Annotated in this window: 20 protein-coding genes, 1 tRNA gene and 1 pseudogene; 5 read left to right on the top strand and 17 right to left on the bottom strand. The window is 57.4% G+C overall.

Going from position 1 to position 17,680, the window contains the following annotated elements; genetic code table 11:
• Nucleotides 1-38 precede the first annotated feature (38 nt).
• The gene (locus AB4N44_RS27445) at nt 39-695 is read left to right on the top strand and encodes a hypothetical protein (protein ID WP_460111286.1); all 657 of its coding nucleotides are present in this window, start codon (nt 39-41) and stop codon (nt 693-695) included.
• A pseudogene (locus AB4N44_RS27440) lies at nt 581-1,762 on the top strand (tyrosine-type recombinase/integrase). Before AB4N44_RS27445 ends, AB4N44_RS27440 begins: the two are co-directional and overlap by 115 nt.
• 69 nt (nt 1,763-1,831) lie before the next feature.
• Here the strand turns inward: AB4N44_RS27440 and AB4N44_RS27435 are convergent.
• The 9 genes from AB4N44_RS27435 to thrS all read right to left on the bottom strand — a co-directional run bounded on the left by AB4N44_RS27435 (nt 1,832) and on the right by thrS (nt 9,285).
• A tRNA-Pro gene (locus AB4N44_RS27435) sits at nt 1,832-1,908 on the bottom strand.
• A gap of 89 nt (nt 1,909-1,997) precedes the next feature.
• Nucleotides 1,998-2,354 (bottom strand): MerR family transcriptional regulator, encoded by a 357-nt coding sequence (locus AB4N44_RS27430; protein ID WP_003179985.1) that lies wholly within the window; start codon nt 2,352-2,354, stop codon nt 1,998-2,000.
• Complete coding sequence (gene ihfA, locus AB4N44_RS27425) at nt 2,335-2,637, bottom strand: integration host factor subunit alpha (RefSeq protein ID WP_002553164.1); 303 nt, start codon at nt 2,635-2,637, stop codon at nt 2,335-2,337. Before ihfA ends, AB4N44_RS27430 begins: the two co-directional genes overlap by 20 nt.
• Before the next feature lie 3 nt (nt 2,638-2,640).
• Nucleotides 2,641-5,019, bottom strand: a complete 2,379-nt coding sequence (gene pheT / locus AB4N44_RS27420; RefSeq protein WP_460111288.1) for a phenylalanine--tRNA ligase subunit beta — start codon at nt 5,017-5,019, stop codon at nt 2,641-2,643.
• A gap of 26 nt (nt 5,020-5,045) precedes the next feature.
• Nucleotides 5,046-6,062, bottom strand: coding sequence for a phenylalanine--tRNA ligase subunit alpha (gene pheS, locus AB4N44_RS27415; protein WP_003226365.1), 1,017 nt, complete (start codon nt 6,060-6,062; stop codon nt 5,046-5,048).
• Nucleotides 6,063-6,171: 109 nt separating this feature from the next.
• Nucleotides 6,172-6,528 (bottom strand): 50S ribosomal protein L20, encoded by a 357-nt coding sequence (gene rplT / locus AB4N44_RS27410; protein WP_007913489.1) that lies wholly within the window; start codon nt 6,526-6,528, stop codon nt 6,172-6,174.
• 28 nt (nt 6,529-6,556) lie between these two features.
• The gene (gene rpmI, locus AB4N44_RS27405; protein WP_002553160.1) at nt 6,557-6,751 is read right to left on the bottom strand and encodes a 50S ribosomal protein L35; all 195 of its coding nucleotides are present in this window, start codon (nt 6,749-6,751) and stop codon (nt 6,557-6,559) included.
• Between the two features lie 60 nt (nt 6,752-6,811).
• On the bottom strand, nt 6,812-7,363 hold the full coding sequence (gene infC / locus AB4N44_RS27400; RefSeq protein ID WP_171057393.1) for a translation initiation factor IF-3: 552 nt from the start codon (nt 7,361-7,363) through the stop codon (nt 6,812-6,814).
• Entirely contained in the window at nt 7,363-9,285 is a 1,923-nt protein-coding gene (thrS, locus tag AB4N44_RS27395; RefSeq protein WP_007913488.1) for a threonine--tRNA ligase, read from the bottom strand. The genes infC and thrS overlap by 1 nt, the downstream gene beginning before the upstream one ends.
• Nucleotides 9,286-9,656: 371 nt before the next feature.
• On the opposite strand from thrS, the gene AB4N44_RS27390 reads away from it, so the two are divergent.
• Together AB4N44_RS27390 and AB4N44_RS27385 are read left to right on the top strand one after the other, a co-directional pair.
• Nucleotides 9,657-9,959, top strand: a complete 303-nt coding sequence (locus AB4N44_RS27390; protein ID WP_460111291.1) for a hypothetical protein — start codon at nt 9,657-9,659, stop codon at nt 9,957-9,959.
• Between the two features lie 288 nt (nt 9,960-10,247).
• Nucleotides 10,248-10,460: a cold-shock protein gene (locus AB4N44_RS27385; protein WP_003179963.1), complete on the top strand. Its 213-nt coding sequence runs from the start codon at nt 10,248-10,250 to the stop codon at nt 10,458-10,460.
• A 72-nt stretch (nt 10,461-10,532) separates the two neighbouring features.
• Here the strand turns inward: AB4N44_RS27385 and AB4N44_RS27380 are convergent, their stop codons facing one another.
• Both AB4N44_RS27380 and AB4N44_RS27375 read right to left on the bottom strand, forming a co-directional pair.
• Entirely contained in the window at nt 10,533-10,850 is a 318-nt protein-coding gene (locus tag AB4N44_RS27380; protein WP_150751553.1) for an I78 family peptidase inhibitor, read from the bottom strand.
• Nucleotides 10,851-11,019: 169 nt separating this feature from the next.
• Nucleotides 11,020-11,325 (bottom strand): hypothetical protein, encoded by a 306-nt coding sequence (locus tag AB4N44_RS27375; protein ID WP_007913485.1) that lies wholly within the window; start codon nt 11,323-11,325, stop codon nt 11,020-11,022.
• Between the two features lie 130 nt (nt 11,326-11,455).
• Between AB4N44_RS27375 and AB4N44_RS27370 the strand changes: the two genes are divergently transcribed.
• Complete coding sequence (locus tag AB4N44_RS27370) at nt 11,456-11,662, top strand: hypothetical protein (protein ID WP_102901219.1); 207 nt, start codon at nt 11,456-11,458, stop codon at nt 11,660-11,662.
• 33 nt (nt 11,663-11,695) lie between these two features.
• Here AB4N44_RS27370 and AB4N44_RS27365 read toward each other — a convergent pair whose 3' ends face one another.
• The 6 genes from AB4N44_RS27365 to AB4N44_RS27340 are packed head-to-tail and all read right to left on the bottom strand — an operon-like array spanning nt 11,696 to nt 17,649.
• Complete coding sequence (locus tag AB4N44_RS27365) at nt 11,696-12,724, bottom strand: nucleoside hydrolase (RefSeq protein ID WP_016984942.1); 1,029 nt, start codon at nt 12,722-12,724, stop codon at nt 11,696-11,698.
• 31 nt (nt 12,725-12,755) lie between these two features.
• The gene (rbsD, locus tag AB4N44_RS27360) at nt 12,756-13,160 is read right to left on the bottom strand and encodes a D-ribose pyranase (RefSeq protein WP_123592850.1); all 405 of its coding nucleotides are present in this window, start codon (nt 13,158-13,160) and stop codon (nt 12,756-12,758) included.
• On the bottom strand, nt 13,157-14,074 hold the full coding sequence (rbsK, locus tag AB4N44_RS27355; protein WP_460111295.1) for a ribokinase: 918 nt from the start codon (nt 14,072-14,074) through the stop codon (nt 13,157-13,159). Before rbsK ends, rbsD begins: the two co-directional genes overlap by 4 nt.
• 24 nt (nt 14,075-14,098) lie before the next feature.
• A complete protein-coding gene (locus AB4N44_RS27350) occupies nt 14,099-15,118 on the bottom strand; it encodes a LacI family DNA-binding transcriptional regulator (protein ID WP_127926596.1) in 1,020 nt (339 codons plus the stop codon).
• 3 nt (nt 15,119-15,121) lie between these two features.
• Nucleotides 15,122-16,099 carry an ABC transporter permease gene (locus AB4N44_RS27345; RefSeq protein ID WP_127926595.1) on the bottom strand — a complete coding sequence of 326 codons (978 nt, stop codon included), beginning with the start codon at nt 16,097-16,099 and terminating at the stop codon, nt 15,122-15,124.
• Nucleotides 16,096-17,649, bottom strand: coding sequence for a sugar ABC transporter ATP-binding protein (locus AB4N44_RS27340; RefSeq protein ID WP_160039060.1), 1,554 nt, complete (start codon nt 17,647-17,649; stop codon nt 16,096-16,098). Before AB4N44_RS27340 ends, AB4N44_RS27345 begins: the two co-directional genes overlap by 4 nt.
• Nucleotides 17,650-17,680 lie beyond the last annotated feature (31 nt).

Below are 17,680 nucleotides of genomic sequence, written 5' to 3'. Positions count from 1 at the left end.
GAACAGCCTCTTGATTTGGCATTGTGGAGAATACCTACATGTTTGGAATAAAAGAACGGCCAATTCTGTTATCAGCTCCGATGGTGCGCGCCATTCTGGATGGCCGGAAGACGGTAACGCGGCGACCGGTCAAAGGCTGCCAGATCTCGTTCGAAGACACTTCCGTTGCTGCCGGCGAGCGCCATCGCTGGATGGCAATTGCCCAGCGCAACCCGCACTACGGTTTCGGCGTGTTCGGAGCGACCGAAGCGGAGTGCGCCAAAGAACTGGAGGAGTGCGCGCCTAGCCCTTACGGCCGTCGCGGCGAACGACTGTGGGTGCGCGAAACGTGGTACTGCGATCACGACGAAGTCATGCGCGGCCCCTATCTCGGCATGTGCCGGGATGAATTCAACAAAACGATGCGCCCCAACGTCCGCGAATTTCCGATCGGGAAACAGGGCATTGGGTTCGACCGAATAGAGCTTGACCAGTGGGCTGACGCCTACAGCGAGTCCATGGCAATTGAAAAAACGGCCAATCAGGACAACAATCAGCCCCGCAGTGAGCGCCAAGGAGCAAGTAAGTGGCGCGAAAAACAATTTCCGGCCTCTACGAGAGGAACGGACTTTGTCACATCGACAAAGTCATCAGAGGTCAGCGACTTCAGGAAAGCACTGGTTCAAGCGAAAGGCAGGATGCAGAGCAGCACCTGATCCACCGCTTGGAAAACCTCAGACAGGAAAAGGTTTACGGCGTGCGCGAGGTTCGAACCTGGCGGGAGGCTGCCACCAGATTTCTGGTGGAGTTCAAGGATCAAGCCTCGATTGCCCTGTCTGCGTCTCACATCGAACAGCTCGACCCGTACATTGGCGTCCTGCCAATCACGCAGATAGATGACGGCACTCTGGCCGCCTTCAAGCGAGATCGGCAGAAGCCAACCAAAACAGCGAATGGGAAAGTAAAGCCAAGCGTATCGAACAGGACGGTGAACATCGCTCTGCAGCGAGTCGTACGGATCTTGAACCTGTGCCACAGGAAGTGGCGAGACGCAGAGAAACGGCCGTGGCTGGATAGCGTGCCGATGATCTCGATGCTGGAGGAAAAGAGGTCGAGCCGGAAGCCCTACCCGTTGTCATGGGAAGAGCAGTCGATGTTGTTCGCTGAGATCCCGGATCACCTGTTGAGGATGGCACTCTACAAGGTGAACTCGGGAAGCCGGGAGCAGGAAGTCTGCAAACTTCAATGGGATTGGGAGATACGGGTGCCGGAGTTGGGAACGAGCGTATTCCTGATCACATCAGAATTTGGTGGGAGGCACGAAAAGGCGGGAGTTAAAAACAGGGATGAGAGGTTGGTGGTGCTGAATCGGGTTGCGATGTCGATTATCGACGGCCAGCGCGGTCTGCACACAAAGTACGTGTTTCCTTACGGTCAGACGGACGAGTACGGACCAACCGCAATGCAACGCATGAACGACACGGCATGGAAGAGCGCAAGGATCAGGGCGGCGGCGAAATGGGAGAAGGAACACAAGTCGCCAGCGCACCCTGGGTTCCGGTCGATCAGGGTTCACGATCTGAAGCACACCTTTGGTAAAAGGCTTCGTGCAGCGAACGTGACAGAGGAAGATCGAAAGGCATTACTTGGGCACAAGAACGGCAGCATTACGAGCCACTAATCTACCGCAGAGCTTGAGCATTTGATTGAGGCGGCAAACAAAGTGTCGGCAACCGATTCGCGAGGACCGGCTCTGATCATCTTGAGGAGAAAAACGGGATGAACCCCCGCAAAAGTCACTACGCATGAAAAAGCCCAATCTTTTCAGATTGGGCTAAGTCATTGAAAAATATGGTCGGGACGGAGTGATTCGAACACTCGACCCCTAGCACCCCATGCTAGTGCGCTACCGGACTGCGCTACGCCCCGACTGGTTTTGCAACTCGTTCTTCACCTCGAGGAACGCTCAAGAATATAGCGCAAGCGTTTGAAAACTGGAAGTATTCAAACGCTGCTTTTTATTTCTTGAGCACCACCAGCACATCTTCCAATTCGGCAATCATCTGCCGAATCATCTGCTTGTATTGGGTCGTGTCGTCTTTGGCTTCATCGCCGGACAGACGCAGGCGTGCGCCGCCGATGGTGAAGCCTTGATCGTAAAGGAGCGCGCGGATCTGCCGGATCATCAGCACGTCCTGGCGCTGATAATACCGGCGGTTTCCGCGGCGTTTGACGGGGTTGAGCTGAGGAAACTCCTGCTCCCAGTAGCGCAGCACGTGTGGCTTTACGGCACACAGCTCGCTGACTTCACCGATGGTGAAGTAGCGTTTGCCCGGGATGACGGGTAGTTCGTCGTTATGACTTGGTTCCAGCATAAGCCTCAACTCGGGCCTTCAACTTCTGCCCTGGACGAAAGGTGACCACACGGCGAGCCGTGATCGGGATTTCTTCCCCCGTTTTCGGGTTGCGGCCAGGCCGCTGGCGTTTGTCCCGAAGGTCGAAATTGCCGAAACCGGACAATTTGACCTGCTCGTTGTCTTCAAGAGCGTGCCTGATTTCCTCGAAAAACAGCTCTACCAATTCCTTGGCTTCCCGCTTGTTCAGGCCCAGCTCTTCATACAGACGTTCCGCCATCTCAGCTTTCGTCAAAGCCCCCATACGTCACTTCCTTAACGTGGCGTTCAACCTTTGTTCGAGCGAGGTGAGGATATTTTGCGTCGTCGAATTCACCTCATCGTCATTAAGAGTGCGCGATGGATGCTGCCAGGTCAAGCCAACTGCAAGGCTTTTTCTATCAGGATCAATACCTTTACCCTGATACACGTCAAACAGCCTGAGATCTGTGAGCCATTCGCCTGCATTTTCACGGATTACGTCCAGTACGGCTGCGGACGCGACGTCTTTGTGCGCAATCAGTGCAAGGTCACGACGCACTTCAGGAAAGCGCGACAACTCGTGGAATTTCGGCATTTTACCGAGCGCCACTTCCGCCAGAACCAGCTCGAAAACGAAGACTGGACGATCCAGCCCCAGGGCTTTCGACAATTCCGGGTGGATGGCGCCGATGAAGCCGACTTCACGCCCTTCCCGCTCGATGCGCGCGGTTTGACCCGGGTGCAGCGCCGGGTGTTTGCCCGGAGCGAAAGTGAACGAATCCAGTGCACCGGCAAAGCCCAGCACCGCTTCCACGTCAGCTTTGACGTCGAAGAAGTCGACGGTGTCGCGACCTTGTGCCCAGCCTTCCGGCAGACGGCTACCGCAAACCACACCGGACAGCATCGGCTCTTGCTTCAGGCCTTCGAGCTGCCCAACGAAGCGCAGACCGCTTTCGAACAGACGCACGCGATCCTGCTGACGGTTGAGGTTGTGCTGCAGCGCTTTGACCAGACCCGGCCACAACGACGAACGCATGGCAGCCATGTCATTGGAGATCGGATTGGCCAGCAACAACGGCTCGACGCCCGGGTTGAACAGTTCGAACTGACGCGGATCGATGAAGCTGTAAGTGATCGCTTCCTGATAACCACGCGCCACCAGCAGACGACGTAGCTCCGGCAGATCGCTACGTGCTTCAGCCTTGGCTTGCGGCGCCAGACGCGCTTGCGGGTAACGAACCGGCAGACGGTTGTAGCCGTACAGACGGGCCAGTTCTTCGATCAGATCGACTTCCAGGCTGATGTCGAAGCGATGGCTTGGCACTTCTACGCGCCACTGGCCTTCACCGTCAGCAGCAATGCCAAGACCCAGGCCGCTGAGCAGACGCTCGACTTGGGCGGAGTCCATTTCCATACCGAGCATCTGGGTAATGCGCTGGGAACGCAGGGTGATCGGTGCGATCGACGGCAGATGCTGCTCGCTGACGGTCTCGATGATCGGGCCGGCTTCGCCGCCAGTGATTTCCAGCAGCAGGCCAGTGGCGCGTTCCATGGCTTCACGGGCCAGTTGCCAGTCGACGCCACGCTCGTAGCGGTGCGAAGCGTCGGTGTGCAGCCCGTAGGAACGAGCCTTGCCAGCGACAGCGATCTGGTCGAAGAACGCACTTTCCAGGAATACGTCGCGAGTGGTCGCGGACACACCGCTGTGCTCGCCACCCATCACACCGGCAATCGCCAGCGCGCGGGTGTGGTCGGCGATGACCAGCGTATCGCTACGCAGGCTAACTTCCTGACCATCGAGCAGTACCAGCTTCTCGCCCTCTTCCGCCATGCGCACACGAATGCCGCCATTGATTTCGGCGAGATCGAAAGCGTGCAGTGGCTGACCCAGTTCGAGCATCACGTAGTTGGTGATGTCGACGGCAGCGTCGATGCTGCGCACGTCGGCGCGGCGCAGACGTTCAACCATCCACAGCGGCGTCGGCTTGGACAGATCAACGTTACGGATAACGCGGCCCAGATAGCGCGGGCATGCCGCTGGGGCCAGCACTTCTACCGAACGCACTTCATCGTGCACGGCAGGAATGCTCATGACCACCGGACGGGTGACCGGCGCGTCGTACAGCGCGCCGACTTCACGGGCCAGACCGGCCAGGGACAGGCAGTCGCCGCGGTTCGGGGTCAGGTCGACCTCGATGCTGGCGTCTTCCAGATCCAGGTACACACGGAAATCTTCGCCCACCGGCGCATCGGCCGGCAGTTCCATCAGACCGTCATTGCCTTCACCGACCTGCAGCTCGGATTGCGAGCAGAGCATGCCATTGGACTCAACGCCGCGCAGTTTGGCTTTCTTGATTTTGAAATCGCCCGGCAGTTCAGCACCGATCATGGCGAACGGAATCTTCAGGCCCGGACGCACGTTTGGTGCACCGCACACGACCTGGAAGGTTTCCGCGCCATTGCTGACCTGGCAAACGCGCAACTTGTCGGCATCAGGGTGCTGCTCGGTGCTCAGCACCTCGCCCACTACCACGCCGCTGAATACACCGGCGGCCGGGGTCACGCTATCGACCTCAAGACCGGCCATCGACAGACGAGCAACCAGCTCGTCGCGATTTACCTGCGGGCTAACCCAGCCACGCAGCCATTGTTCACTGAATTTCATCCTGCTCTCCTAAGAATTCGTTACGACTAGCGAAATTGCGCGAGGAACCGCAAGTCGTTGTCGAAGAACAGACGCAAGTCGTTCACGCCGTAACGGAGCATGGCCAGACGCTCGACGCCCATGCCGAAGGCAAAACCGGAGAACTCTTCCGGATCGATGCCGGACATGCGCAGCACGTTCGGGTGAACCATGCCGCAGCCCATCACTTCCAGCCAGCCGGTTTGCTTGCAGACGCGGCAGCCTTTACCGCTGCACATCACGCATTCCATATCGACTTCAGCGGATGGCTCGGTGAACGGGAAGTACGAAGGGCGGAAACGTACGGCCAGCTCTTTCTCGAAGAACACTCGCAGGAATTCTTCGATGGTGCCTTTGAGATCGGCAAAATTGATGTCGCGATCAACCAGCAGGCCTTCGACCTGGTGGAACATCGGCGAGTGGGTGATATCGGAGTCGCTGCGATACACGCGGCCTGGACAGACGATGCGGATCGGCGGTTGCTTCGATTCCATGGTGCGGACCTGTACCGGCGAGGTATGGGTGCGCAGCAGCATGTTGGCATTGAAATAGAAGGTGTCATGCATCGACCGGGCCGGGTGATGGCCTGGGATGTTGAGCGCTTCAAAGTTGTGATAGTCGTCTTCGACCTCAGGGCCTTCGGCAATGCCGTAACCGATGCGGGTGAAGAACTGCTCTACACGTTCCAGAGTCCGGGTCACCGGATGCAGACCACCGGAGGTCTGGCCACGGCCCGGCAACGTCACGTCAATGGATTCGGCGGACAGTTTGGCAGCCAGTTCGGCTTCTTCAAACAGGGCCATGCGCGCATTGAGAACGCCTGTGACACGTTCCTTGGCAACGTTGATCAGAGCGCCGACTTGCGGACGCTCTTCTGCCGGCAAATTCCCCAGGGTCTTCATCACCTGAGTCAATTCACCCTTTTTGCCAAGGTATTGAACCCGGATTTGCTCCAGGGCATTGATATCTTCAGCGCTTTGCACAGCCTCTAGTGCTTGAGAGACCAGCGCATCCAGGTTTTCCATGTACAGACTCCAGATACAAAATAGGGGAAGAGCTTGAAGGCTCTTCCCCTATTTAAGACGTTTACCACCTGGCCCCACGGAAGTGAGGCCGGGTGATTGTCGGGGGTACTTAAGCCAAGGTGGCTTTAGCTTTCTCGACAATCGCAGCAAACACCGCTTTTTCGTTCACTGCCAGATCAGCCAGAACCTTACGGTCGATCTCGATGGACGCTTTTTTCAGGCCAGCGATGAAACGGCTGTAGGACAGACCGTTAACACGAGCACCAGCGTTGATACGAGCGATCCACAGAGCGCGGAACTGACGTTTTTTCTGACGACGGTCACGGTAGGCGTATTGGCCTGCCTTGATTACCGCTTGCTTGGCAACACGGAATACGCGGGAGCGTGCGCCGTAGTAGCCTTTAGCAAGTTTCAGAATTTTTTTGTGACGCTTACGGGCAATGACGCCACGCTTTACACGAGCCATGAGTTACTTCCTCTATTCTTGACTAAAATTAACGAAGGCGCAGCATGCGCTCGACTTTTGCCACGTCAGACGGATGCAGCAAGCTGCTACCGCGCAGTTGACGCTTACGCTTGGTCGACATTTTAGTCAGGATGTGGCTCTTGAAAGCGTGCTTGTGCTTGATACCGTTAGCAGTTTTCAGAAACCGCTTAGCAGCACCACTTTTGGTTTTCATTTTTGGCATGTTCGGATACTCCGCATTCAGTTGATAAACATAATCAGAAGGCCTGCCGTGCCCTGTTGATTACTTCTTCTTTTTCGGGGCGATGACCATGATCAGCTGGCGTCCTTCCATCTTAGGATGCTGTTCGACCGAACCGTACTCGAGCAGGTCAGCTTCAACCCGCTTGAGGAGTTCCATCCCCAGCTCCTGGTGGGCCATCTCACGGCCGCGGAATCGCAAGGATACCTTGGCCCTGTCCCCATCACTCAGGAAACGTACCAGGTTGCGCAGTTTTACCTGGTAATCCCCTTCCTCCGTCCCTGGACGAAACTTGATTTCTTTTACCTGAATCTGCTTCTGGTTCTTCTTCGCCGCGGCAACCTGCTTCTTCTTTTCGAAGATCGATTTGCCGTAATCCATCACCCGGCAAACCGGTGGGATTGCGTCTGCGGAGATTTCCACCAGATCAAGCTTTGCTTCTTCAGCAATACGAAGCGCTTCATCAATCGAGACGATGCCAATCTGCTCGCCATCAGCGCCAATTAACCGAACCTCGCGTGCCGAGATATTCTCGTTGATCGGGGCTTTCGGTGCAGCTCGTTTATCTTGTCTCATTTCACGCTTAATAATAATTACTCCGAATCTGGGCGACCACGCCGGGAAACCGCTTGCGCGAGAAACTCAGCGAACTGGGCGACGGGCATCGAGCCCAGGTCAGCACCTTCACGAGTACGCACAGCGACAGTCTGCATCTCGACTTCCTTATCTCCGATAACCAAAAGATAGGGAACCTTGAGCAAAGTATGCTCGCGGATTTTAAAGCCGATCTTTTCATTTCTCAAGTCGGACTTGGCACGAAATCCGCTTTCGTTGAGAGTTTTTTCAACTTCTGCAACAAAATCTGCCTGTTTATCAGTGATATTCATGATCACCGCCTGCGTTGGCGCGAGCCACGCAGGGAACGCACCTTCGTAGTGCTCGATCAGAATCCCGACGAAACGCTCGAAGGAACCGAGGATCGCACGGTGCAACATCACTGGGTGTTTGCGGCTGTTGTCTTCGGAGACGTATTCAGCGCCCAAACGGACAGGCAGGTTAAAATCGAGCTGCAGAGTACCACATTGCCAGACCCGACCAAGGCAGTCTTTCAGCGAGAACTCGATCTTCGGACCGTAGAACGCACCCTCACCCGGCTGCAGATCGTACGGCAGGCCCGCAGAATCAAGGGCTGCAGCCAGTGCAGCTTCAGCGCGATCCCACAGCTCGTCGGAACCGACGCGTTTTTCCGGACGAGTGGACAGTTTCATCTCGACATCGGTGAAGCCGAAGTCACGATAAACGTCCATGGTCAGCTTGATGAACGCAGCGGATTCAGCCTGCATCTGCTCTTCTGTGCAGAAGATGTGGGCGTCGTCCTGAGTGAACGCACGTACGCGCATGATGCCGTGCAGCGCACCCGACGGCTCGTTACGGTGGCAGGCACCGAACTCGGCCAGACGCATCGGCAGTTCGCGGTAGCTTTTCAGGCCTTGGTTGAACACCTGCACGTGGCATGGGCAGTTCATTGGCTTGATGGCGTAGTCGCGGTTTTCCGACTGAGTGGTAAACATGTTGTCGGCGTAGTTGGCCCAGTGCCCGGATTTCTCCCACAGGCTGCGGTCAACGACTTGAGGGGTTTTGATCTCAAGGTAGCCGTTGTCGCGCTGGATCTTGCGCATGTACTGCTCGAGCACCTGGTACAGCGTCCAGCCGTTCGGGTGCCAGAACACCATGCCCGGGGATTCTTCCTGGGTGTGGAACAGGCCCAGACGCTTGCCGATCTTGCGGTGATCGCGCTTTTCAGCTTCTTCGATGCGCTGGATATAAGCGGCCAGCTGCTTTTTGTCTGCCCAAGCGGTGCCGTAAACGCGCTGCAATTGCTCGTTCTTGGCGTCGCCACGCCAGTAGGCGCCCGACAGTTTGGTCAGCTTGAAGGATTTCAGGAAGCGAGTGTTCGGCACGTGTGGGCCGCGGCACATGTCGACGTATTCTTCGTGATAGTACAGACCCATGGCCTGTTCGTTCGGCATGTCCTCGACCAGGCGCAGTTTGTAATCTTCGCCACGGGCCTTGAACACTTCGATCACTTCGGCGCGCGGAGTGACTTTCTTGATGACGTCGTAATCTTTCTCGATCAGCTGCTGCATGCGCTGTTCGATGGCAGCCATGTCGTCCGGAGTGAAAGGACGCTCGAAGGCGATGTCGTAATAGAAGCCTTCGTCGATGACCGGCCCGATGACCATTTTCGCAGTCGGGTACAACTGTTTGACCGCGTGGCCAACCAGGTGAGCGCAAGAGTGGCGAATGATCTCCAGCCCCTCTTCATCCTTTGGCGTGATGATTTGCAGGGTCGCGTCGCTGCTGATGATGTCGCTGGCGTCGACCAGTTGCCCATTGACCTTGCCGGCCAGGGTGGCTTTGGCCAGACCGGCACCAATGGATGCGGCGACCTCGGCTACGGAAACCGGGTGATCGAATGAACGTTGACTGCCGTCGGGAAGAGTAATAGTTGGCATGGCGCCTCCTCTCCTAGTGGTGACCCCTACCAAAGGTCACGTGGGTTGGGATGAGCCAGTACAAGATCCGATCCAGGCCATTCAATGACGAACGCCTGCCTTACAGCGGCAGGAGCCTTGCGGCCAACCGGAAAACCGAACCAGAGTGACTGGGATTCAAATCGAAATATTCGCACGTTGACCGCTGCCGGGACTGTAGGTCATCCGGAGCCTGAGAACGCTTGAGCCCGGCATGCTAGCACAGATGAGCGGTCACTTATGCCTCTGTTTGATCAGAAGGCAAATCGTCTGTTTTTATGCCAGAGTGCTGAACTTGATGGCCTCTTCAGCCCTCAGATAACAAGACATTGACCCACAAGGAGCATCCTCGCATGCGTCTGAATACCCTGTTCGCCGTCGTCGCCCCTATCGTTATGTTGCTGCCGCTGAGTGCCCACGCCGACTGGCCTAAGGGCGAGCGCGAGAAGTACATGGCGCAGTGCACCCAGGCGGCGACTCCGCAAATCGGTGCTGCTGCGGCCAAATCGCACTGCGCTTGTGGCGCTGATGCCATCAAGTCTTATCCTGCAGCTGACATTCAGGCCCTGATGGACAACAAGGCCTCTCCTGAACTGCAGCAGAAAGCGCTAGGCCAAATTGCCAAATGCAAGGCAAATACACCGGCCCAAAAGTGATAAAAAAACCATTCTGACTCGGCTCAGCGCCCCGGAAACGGGCTGAATTTGAGCCTTTTCGGAGGTTTTATGCAGGTTTTACAGGTTTTTTTATCGTCTTTACGTTCCGCTCAAAGCCTTGTAAACCGGGGCTTTCAGCAGAAACAGGCAGTAAAGAAAACACGACTGATTGGCAAACAGCACGTCCGGGGGGCTACCAAAGCGAACATTTCGACTATGATACCCGGGTGTGCCCAGTTGGCCTGAGCAGCACAGTACTGAAAAATATATGTTTCTTGGAGATACACCATGTCTAATCGCCAAACCGGCACCGTTAAGTGGTTCAACGATGAAAAAGGCTTCGGCTTCATCACTCCTCAAGGTGGCGGTGACGACCTGTTCGTACACTTCAAAGCTATCGAATCCGACGGTTTCAAAAGCCTGAAAGAAGGCCAGACCGTCTCCTTCGTGGCTGAGAAAGGCCAAAAGGGTATGCAAGCTGCACAGGTTCGCCCAGAGTAATTTCTGCGCGCACTAAAAAAACCCCGTCCATGTGACGGGGTTTTTTATGCCTGCAACAAAAGCCTTCGCTAATCAGCCACAGTTGACCCGAGTGATCAGCAGGTTGTTGTCGGTGTTCAGATTCAAGCGATCAGAGCGGTACTCGAGCGTGATCATGTCGTTCGGCTTGAGGAAGCGGGCATTTTGCGCCCCGGCTTTGTTGCGTGCCTGCTCCAGCAACTCTGGCGAAGCTTTCTTGCCGATGGCGAATTCCGCCGCCGTTGCTTCACAGCGGCTGTGACCGGCTTCGGTCGCCGCAGTTTCCTTTGCCGACTCGCTGGAGGTCGTGCTGCAACCGGCCAACATGGCAGCGGCCATAAGTGCACCCAGTGTCGCGAACTTCAAAGGCATGAAGCCTCCTTGTTTTCAAAATGGTTAAGCTGAGATCGTGCGACCGCCAATCCGGCGTTTGGTTTCACAGCCAAGGCCATCACCCTGCCCCACGATCGGAAAAACGCCGAGTGTGCCTGAGCGGCATGCGTCACTTCATCAATCAATCGTGACTGAATATTAATGGCGCTCAGTAGACGTCGATGTAGTCATACGGCGGATTCGGCCAGTTGTCCTTCAGCGCATTGAAAATCTGCATCACCCACACCTCGTCACTGGCCGCGACATTGCCCACGTAGCCCGAGCCCTTGGCCCAGGTTTCCAGGCGAAACAGCAAACCGTCGATATCCTGCCCGCCGGTAACGCCGGAAGAAATGTAAGCGATACCGCCCTTGGTCACGCGCAGCTGCGTGTGCTCGTCATCACTGGCCGAGGCGAGCAACTGGCGCACTGCGTCGAGCGTGAGGCCGTCAGGGGTATTCAAATCGATCTGCACAGAACGGTCCTTGGAAAGCCTTGAAATACCAAGTGTCGCATAGCGCTCCGTTCATGCCTAAGTCGCAGTGCCAAATGGCCGACAAAATGGTTAACTCGATGCACAGACCTTCCGACCTTTGAGCGCTCCCATGACCACCATCAGCATCGACGCCGACATCAAAGCCAAATGGGCAGACGGCCACAGTTCCTACAGCCCGGGAACCACAGAAGAACTGGCGCTGATTGGTATCGATCTATTGGTCAAAGAGCTGGGCACGGAAGCCGCCAAGCAATTCATCAAGCAGATTTTCGAACGCTATCCGAGCGAACAGAACGAACACACTGAGAGGGTGTAAAAACCCGCAGGCTGGCACCTGCGGGCGAATGGTTTACTTCAGGCGTTTCAGGCGCTCGGTCAGCAAGTCAAAGAAGCCTTGCGCGTCGCCGTTTTCCACCCAGAAGGCGTTCTTCGGCGCTTTCAGGCCATCGTACCAATCGACGATGGTCTGACCGAAAGTAGGCCCTTCACGGCTATCCACCACGACATTCACCGAGCGACCGGTGAACAGTTCCGGCTTGAGCAGATAGGCCACAACGGTAGCGTCATGCACCGGGCCACCCGGAATACCGTAGTGCTCCATGTCGCCTTTGATGTACTCATTGAGGATGTCGCCGACAATCTTGCTCGCGTTGTTGTTCAGCGCAGCGATCTGTTTCAGTCGCGCATCACTGGTGAGAATCTTGTGGGTCACGTCCAGTGGCAGGTAAGTGAGTTTCACGCCGCTTTTCAGGACCACTTCGGCCGCTTGCGGGTCAGCAAACAGGTTGAATTCCGCCACCGGGGTAATGTTGCCGCCGTTGAAGTGCGCACCGCCCATGATCACCACTTCCTTGATGCCCTGAACGATTTCAGGCTCCTGGATCAGCGCCAATGCCAGGTTGGTCTGCGGACCGAGCATGGCGATCGTGATGCTGTGCGGCTTGGCTTTTTTCAGGGTATCGATCAGGTAGTTGACGGCATTGCCTTCAGCCAGCCCCTTTTTCGGTTCGTGCACGGTGACACCCGACAGGCCTTCCTTGCCATGGATGTTCTCGGCGTAGATCGGCGTGCGCATCAGCGGCTTTGGCGCACCCGCATAAACCGGTACGTCTTCGCGCCCTGCCCACTCGCGAGCCAGGCGCGCGTTACGCGAAGTCTTGTCGAGGCGCACGTTGCCGGCCACGGTGGTCAGCGCGCGAATGTTCAGTTCGTCTGGCGAGGCCAGCGCGAACAACAGGGCGACCACATCGTCGGCCCCTGGATCGGTATCGATGATCAGGTCGATTTTTTCCGCCGCCTGAGCGCCGGTCGCAGTGATTACGGACAAAAGCAGTAAACCCCGGATGAGTTGATGCAGTTTCTGAGCATAGCGTTGCATGGCGCATTCCTTGTGCATGTGGAATCGAAAATCAGAATGTAACCCCGGCGACGAGGACGATATTGCAGTACGGCTGGCATTCGCCTGTACGAACAATCGCCCGAGCCTGTCGGCTGAGAACCTTGAATTGCTCATGACTGAGCAAATCGCGACGGCCCAGAGCGCCCTCTTCATTCAACGCGTCCAGCGTATTCAGCGCGGTCGGTTGCTTGTCGAAGATTTCTTTGGCCAGTGCATGGCTTTCCACCTGCATCTCGCTGAGCACGACTTTCAGGGTGCTGATGAAATCCGGGACGCCATGGGTCAGCGCCAGATCAATCAGCTCGACGCCCGGCGGCACTGGCAGCCCGGCATCACCAATAACCACCATGTCGCCATGGCCCAGGGACGCGATCAGCCGCGACAAGGCGACGTTGAGCAGAGGAGTCTTTTTCATGCGGGTTTAAAAGCCTGTACGTCGGATTGGGTTGGAATGGACGGTTGCGCACCGGCACGAGTTACTGACAGCGCGGCGGCGATCTGCCCGTAGCGAATCGCTTCAGCCTCGGACTTGCCATTGGCCAGCGCAGCGGCAAAACCACCGACGAAGGTGTCCCCCGCCGCAGTGGTGTCGACAGCCTTCACTTTCGGCGCAGGGAAATGCTCGAAGCCTTTGCCATTGGCGAACAGCGAACCTTGAGCACCGAGGGTAATGATGACTTTGCCTGCCCCCATGGCGATCAGCTTGCTGGCAGCACCTTCTGCGGTTTCCAGAGAATCCACCGGCAATCCGCTCAATGCGCCCGCTTCGCTCTCGTTGGGAATCAGGTAGTCGATTGCGGCAAACCAGTCTGCCGGCAACGGACGACTGGCCGGCGCCGGATTGAGGATGACGATTTTACCGAGGGCGCGGGCACGCTTGAGCGCATGCCCCACCGTGGCATCGGGAATTTCGAGCTGGCAGATGATCACGTCGGCGGCTTGCAGCACCGCATCAAACCGATCGATCACTGTGGGCGTCATGGCACCGTTGGCACCGGCGACAATGACAATCGCGTTTTGACTGTTGTCATCGACCACGATCAGCGCCACGCCGCTGGAGTCATTGACTGTACTCACTGCCTGACAATCGATCTGCTCGGCCAACAAGGCGTTACGCAATTGCACGCCATAGTCGTCATTGCCAACGCAGCCGACCATTGCCACCTGTGCGCCCAAACGCGCGGCGGCCACCGCCTGATTGGCACCCTTGCCGCCGGAAACCGTGGCAAACGAATGACCGATCAGCGTTTCACCACCGACGGGAAGCCGCGGCGCCCGGGTCACCAGATCCATGTTCAGGCTGCCTATTACCACTACATTTGCTGGCATACATCATTACTCGTCAATTCGGTTTCAGCGGTATTCGGTGAACACGCCGGACAACGGGGCGGTCGATTCGCGCAAGACAATACTCGGGGTCACGATCCGCTGATCGGTACCCAGAGTCGGCGTAGCAATCCTTCGCAACAGCACTTCGGCCGCCATCTCGCCCAACTGCAGGATCGATTGCCCCACAGTGGTGAGTGCCGGATACACGTAACGGCTCATCTGGATATCGTCGAAACCGATCACCGACAGCTCGCTCGGCACGCGAACATTGCGCTCCGCTGCGGCGCGCAGCACGCCGATGCCGATCATGTCGTTACCGGCAAAGATCGCGCTCGGTGGATTGCTCTCGAGGAGAATCGCTGCCGCGTTGTAGCCGCCGGTACTGGTGAAATCACTTTCCAGCATGCGCTCCTGGCGAACTTCAATGCCCGCCTCTTTCAGCGCCCGGCAATAACCGGCCTGACGCATCTGCGCCACGCTGGTACTGGCCGGACCGCCAATGGTGGCAATGTCGCGATGACCCAATTCCAACAAGTGCCGGGTCGCCAGGTATGCGCCGTATTCGTGGTCGATGCGCACCAGATCGGCATCGACACCGTCCAGACCACGGTCGACGATGACCATCGGCGTTTTCACCCCGGCCAGCCCTTGCGCCAGACCGCTGTCACCGCCAGCGGAGGCGACGATCAAACCGTCGATGCGCTTCTCCAGCAGGACGCGTAAATAGCTGCGCTGCTTGTCGGGGTTATCGTCGGAGTTGCAGAGGATCACGCAGTAGCCGTTACGCTCGCAGTAATCCTCGATGCCCCGTGCCAATTCCGCGAAGTACGGGTTGAGACTGTTTGGCACCAGCAGGCCGATGGTTGCAGTGGTCTTGGCCTTCAGCGAGCGCGCTACCGCACTCGGCACATAGTCGAGGCTCTTGATCGCCGCCTCGACTTTCAGCCGCACTTCCTGACTGACCGGCCGCGTGTTGTTGACCACATGCGACACCGTCGTGTAGGAAATTCCCGCGAGGGCTGCCACGTCCTTGATCGTTGCCATGTCTTAGCCCCGGCGACTGGCGCGCTGACTGCGATAAGTATCGAGCACCACCGCGATCACGATGACCGCACCCGTGATGATTCGTTTGGTCGGTTCGGTCGCGCCGATCTGCGCCAGACCCGCCGCCAGTACCGAGATGATCAGTACGCCAAAGAATGTGCTGATCACCGAGCCACGCCCGCCCATCAGGCTGGTACCGCCGATCACCACCGCGGCGATCACTTGCAGCTCCAGACCGGAACCGGCGTTCGGGTCAGCAGCTTCCAGACGGGAAATCTGAAACAGCGCGGCGACACCGGCCAGCAGGCCCATCAGGCTGAACACCAGAATCTTGTAGGGTTTCGGATTGATCCCCGCCAGACGCACCGCCTCTTCGTTGGTGCCGATGCCGATCAGGTAGCGACCGAACACGGTGCGGGTCAAAACTGCTTGAGCAATGATGATCACCAGCAAGGCAATGATGAACGATGGCGAGATGCCGAACGCGATCGGATTCGACAGCCAGGCGAACGAATCACCAATGTACGCGGTGCGCGATCCGGTCATCTGATACGCCAGACCCCGAGCCATTTCCAGCACACCCAGGGAAACGATGAACGATGGAATCCGCCACGCCACGGTGATCGAACCGGTAACGGTGCCGGCCAGTGCCGCCACTGCCATGCCGAGCAGCGCTGACGGCAACACGCCCCAGCCCCAACCGAGAATGGCGACGCTGACCGTAGAGGCCGCCAATGCCAGTACCGAACCAACGGACAGGTCGATGCCACCGATGATCAGTACAAAGGTCATGCCGACCGCCAAGACCATCAGATCAGGAATCTGGTTGGCCAAGGTACTGAAGGTGTTATACGACAGAAAGTGGCTGCTCAAGACCGAGAACAGCGCAATCATCGCCAGCAAGGCACCGGCCAGGCCAAGATAGGTGCCAAGGCCATAGAAGTTGCCACCACGTTTGCCGGCAGGAGATGCAGTTTTCATGGGAGATCCCTAGGCGCCGCTTCATTGAGCAGCGCATCACGTTTTTGGTAGCCGGCGAACGCGGCGGCAAGCAAGTCATCCTGGGTCCAGCTGTCGCGCTCGAAGGTGTCGATCAGCCGTCCTGCCGACAACACGCCGATCCGGTCGCAGATCAACATCAGTTCGCGCAGGTCACTGGACACCACAACCAGCGCTTTGCCTTGGCGCGTCAGTTCGCCGAGCAAGGCATAAATGTCAAATTTGGCGCCAACGTCGATGCCACGGGTCGGCTCGTCGAACAGCAACACCGAACAATCACGCTCCAGCCAGCGGCCGATCACGACCTTCTGCTGGTTACCACCGGACAACTCTGAAACCAGCTGCGTCGGGCTTGAACTGCGGATGCGCATAGCGTCGATCTGACGTTGCGCCAATGCGATCTCGTCGCCGTTGTTGACGACACCGCCACTGGAGATTTCCGGCATATTGCCCAAAGCGATATTGGCGCTGATCGACTGACTGAGCAGCAGGCCTTCACCCTTGCGGTCCTCGGTGATCAACGCGATGCCATTGCGCACCGCATCGACTGGCGAGCGCACACTGACTACTTTGGCTGGCGAGCCAAGTGCAATGCTGCCGCTGTCAGCGGTGTCTGCACCGAATATCAAACGCAGTAATTCCGTGCGCCCTGCACCGATCAGTCCGGAAATCCCGAAGATCTCGCCGGCACGCACTTCGAACGAGACATCGCGCACTTTGTCAGAGCGAGTCAAACCGGTGATCGTCAGCGCCGGAGCACCAATCTTGCGCGGCCCCATGTCGATATGTTCGCCCAGTTCACGACCGACCATCAGCGTAACCAGTTGCTCGCTGTTGTAATTGGCCATCGGCTCGACGCAGACCAGATTGCCGTCACGCAGCACGGCAATGCGCTGCGCCACTCGGGCAAGCTCTTCGAGACGGTGGGAAATGTAGATGATCGAAACGCCGCGCGCCTGCAAGCGGGTGATCTGCTCAAAGAGCATTTCGACTTCGCGCGCGGTGAGCATCGCGGTCGGTTCGTCGAGAATCAGCACATGGCAATCGCCGATCAGGTTGCGGGCGATTTCGACCATCTGCTGATGCCCGATACCCAACTCGCCGACCAGCGTATCCGGGTCAATGGCGTCGAGACCGACTTGCGCCATGGCTTCGATCGCCGCTTTGCGCAGTTGCTTGCGGCTGATCCAGCCGCCGTTGCTTGGCAGGTTGTCGAGAAACAGGTTTTCCGCGACCGACAGCGTCGGCAACAGATTGAGTTCTTGCATGACCATACGCACGCCAAGCTCTTCAGCCTGGGTACGGCTGCCCGGACGGTAGTCCTTGCCGTGGAATTGCATCTGGCCGGTGGTCGGCGTGACCAGTCCGCCAATGATCTTCGACAGCGTACTTTTGCCGGCACCATTCTCGCCGGTCAGCGCCAGCACTTCACCGCGCATCAGCGTCAGATCGATGCCGCTGAGCACCGGTTGCGCATAGGTCTTACCGATACCGCTGACCGAGAGGACAGCGTTCGGGGCGGAAACTGACATAAAAACTCTCCATGCGCTCGCCCGGACGGAC

It is taken from the genome of Pseudomonas sp. S3_C06 (assembly GCF_054667675.1).
This window is presented reverse-complemented; position numbering and strand designations above follow the sequence as displayed.

Coding starts and splice junctions, on each gene's coding strand:
- thrS (WP_007913488.1), bottom strand. CDS start 9,285: ATGCCAACTATTACTCTTCCCGACGGCAGTCAACGTTCATTCGATCAC.
- ihfA (WP_002553164.1), bottom strand. CDS start 2,637: ATGGGGGCTTTGACGAAAGCTGAGATGGCGGAACGTCTGTATGAAGAG.
- AB4N44_RS27390 (WP_460111291.1), top strand. CDS start 9,657: ATGCGTCTGAATACCCTGTTCGCCGTCGTCGCCCCTATCGTTATGTTG.
- AB4N44_RS27345 (WP_127926595.1), bottom strand. CDS start 16,099: ATGAAAACTGCATCTCCTGCCGGCAAACGTGGTGGCAACTTCTATGGC.
- AB4N44_RS27385 (WP_003179963.1), top strand. CDS start 10,248: ATGTCTAATCGCCAAACCGGCACCGTTAAGTGGTTCAACGATGAAAAA.
- rbsK (WP_460111295.1), bottom strand. CDS start 14,074: ATGCCAGCAAATGTAGTGGTAATAGGCAGCCTGAACATGGATCTGGTG.
- AB4N44_RS27370 (WP_102901219.1), top strand. CDS start 11,456: ATGACCACCATCAGCATCGACGCCGACATCAAAGCCAAATGGGCAGAC.
- pheT (WP_460111288.1), bottom strand. CDS start 5,019: ATGAAATTCAGTGAACAATGGCTGCGTGGCTGGGTTAGCCCGCAGGTA.
- AB4N44_RS27380 (WP_150751553.1), bottom strand. CDS start 10,850: ATGCCTTTGAAGTTCGCGACACTGGGTGCACTTATGGCCGCTGCCATG.
- AB4N44_RS27445 (WP_460111286.1), top strand. CDS start 39: ATGTTTGGAATAAAAGAACGGCCAATTCTGTTATCAGCTCCGATGGTG.
- AB4N44_RS27340 (WP_160039060.1), bottom strand. CDS start 17,649: ATGTCAGTTTCCGCCCCGAACGCTGTCCTCTCGGTCAGCGGTATCGGT.
- AB4N44_RS27350 (WP_127926596.1), bottom strand. CDS start 15,118: ATGGCAACGATCAAGGACGTGGCAGCCCTCGCGGGAATTTCCTACACG.
- AB4N44_RS27430 (WP_003179985.1), bottom strand. CDS start 2,354: ATGCTGGAACCAAGTCATAACGACGAACTACCCGTCATCCCGGGCAAA.
- rpmI (WP_002553160.1), bottom strand. CDS start 6,751: ATGCCAAAAATGAAAACCAAAAGTGGTGCTGCTAAGCGGTTTCTGAAA.
- rplT (WP_007913489.1), bottom strand. CDS start 6,528: ATGGCTCGTGTAAAGCGTGGCGTCATTGCCCGTAAGCGTCACAAAAAA.
- rbsD (WP_123592850.1), bottom strand. CDS start 13,160: ATGAAAAAGACTCCTCTGCTCAACGTCGCCTTGTCGCGGCTGATCGCG.
- AB4N44_RS27365 (WP_016984942.1), bottom strand. CDS start 12,724: ATGCAACGCTATGCTCAGAAACTGCATCAACTCATCCGGGGTTTACTG.
- pheS (WP_003226365.1), bottom strand. CDS start 6,062: ATGGAAAACCTGGATGCGCTGGTCTCTCAAGCACTAGAGGCTGTGCAA.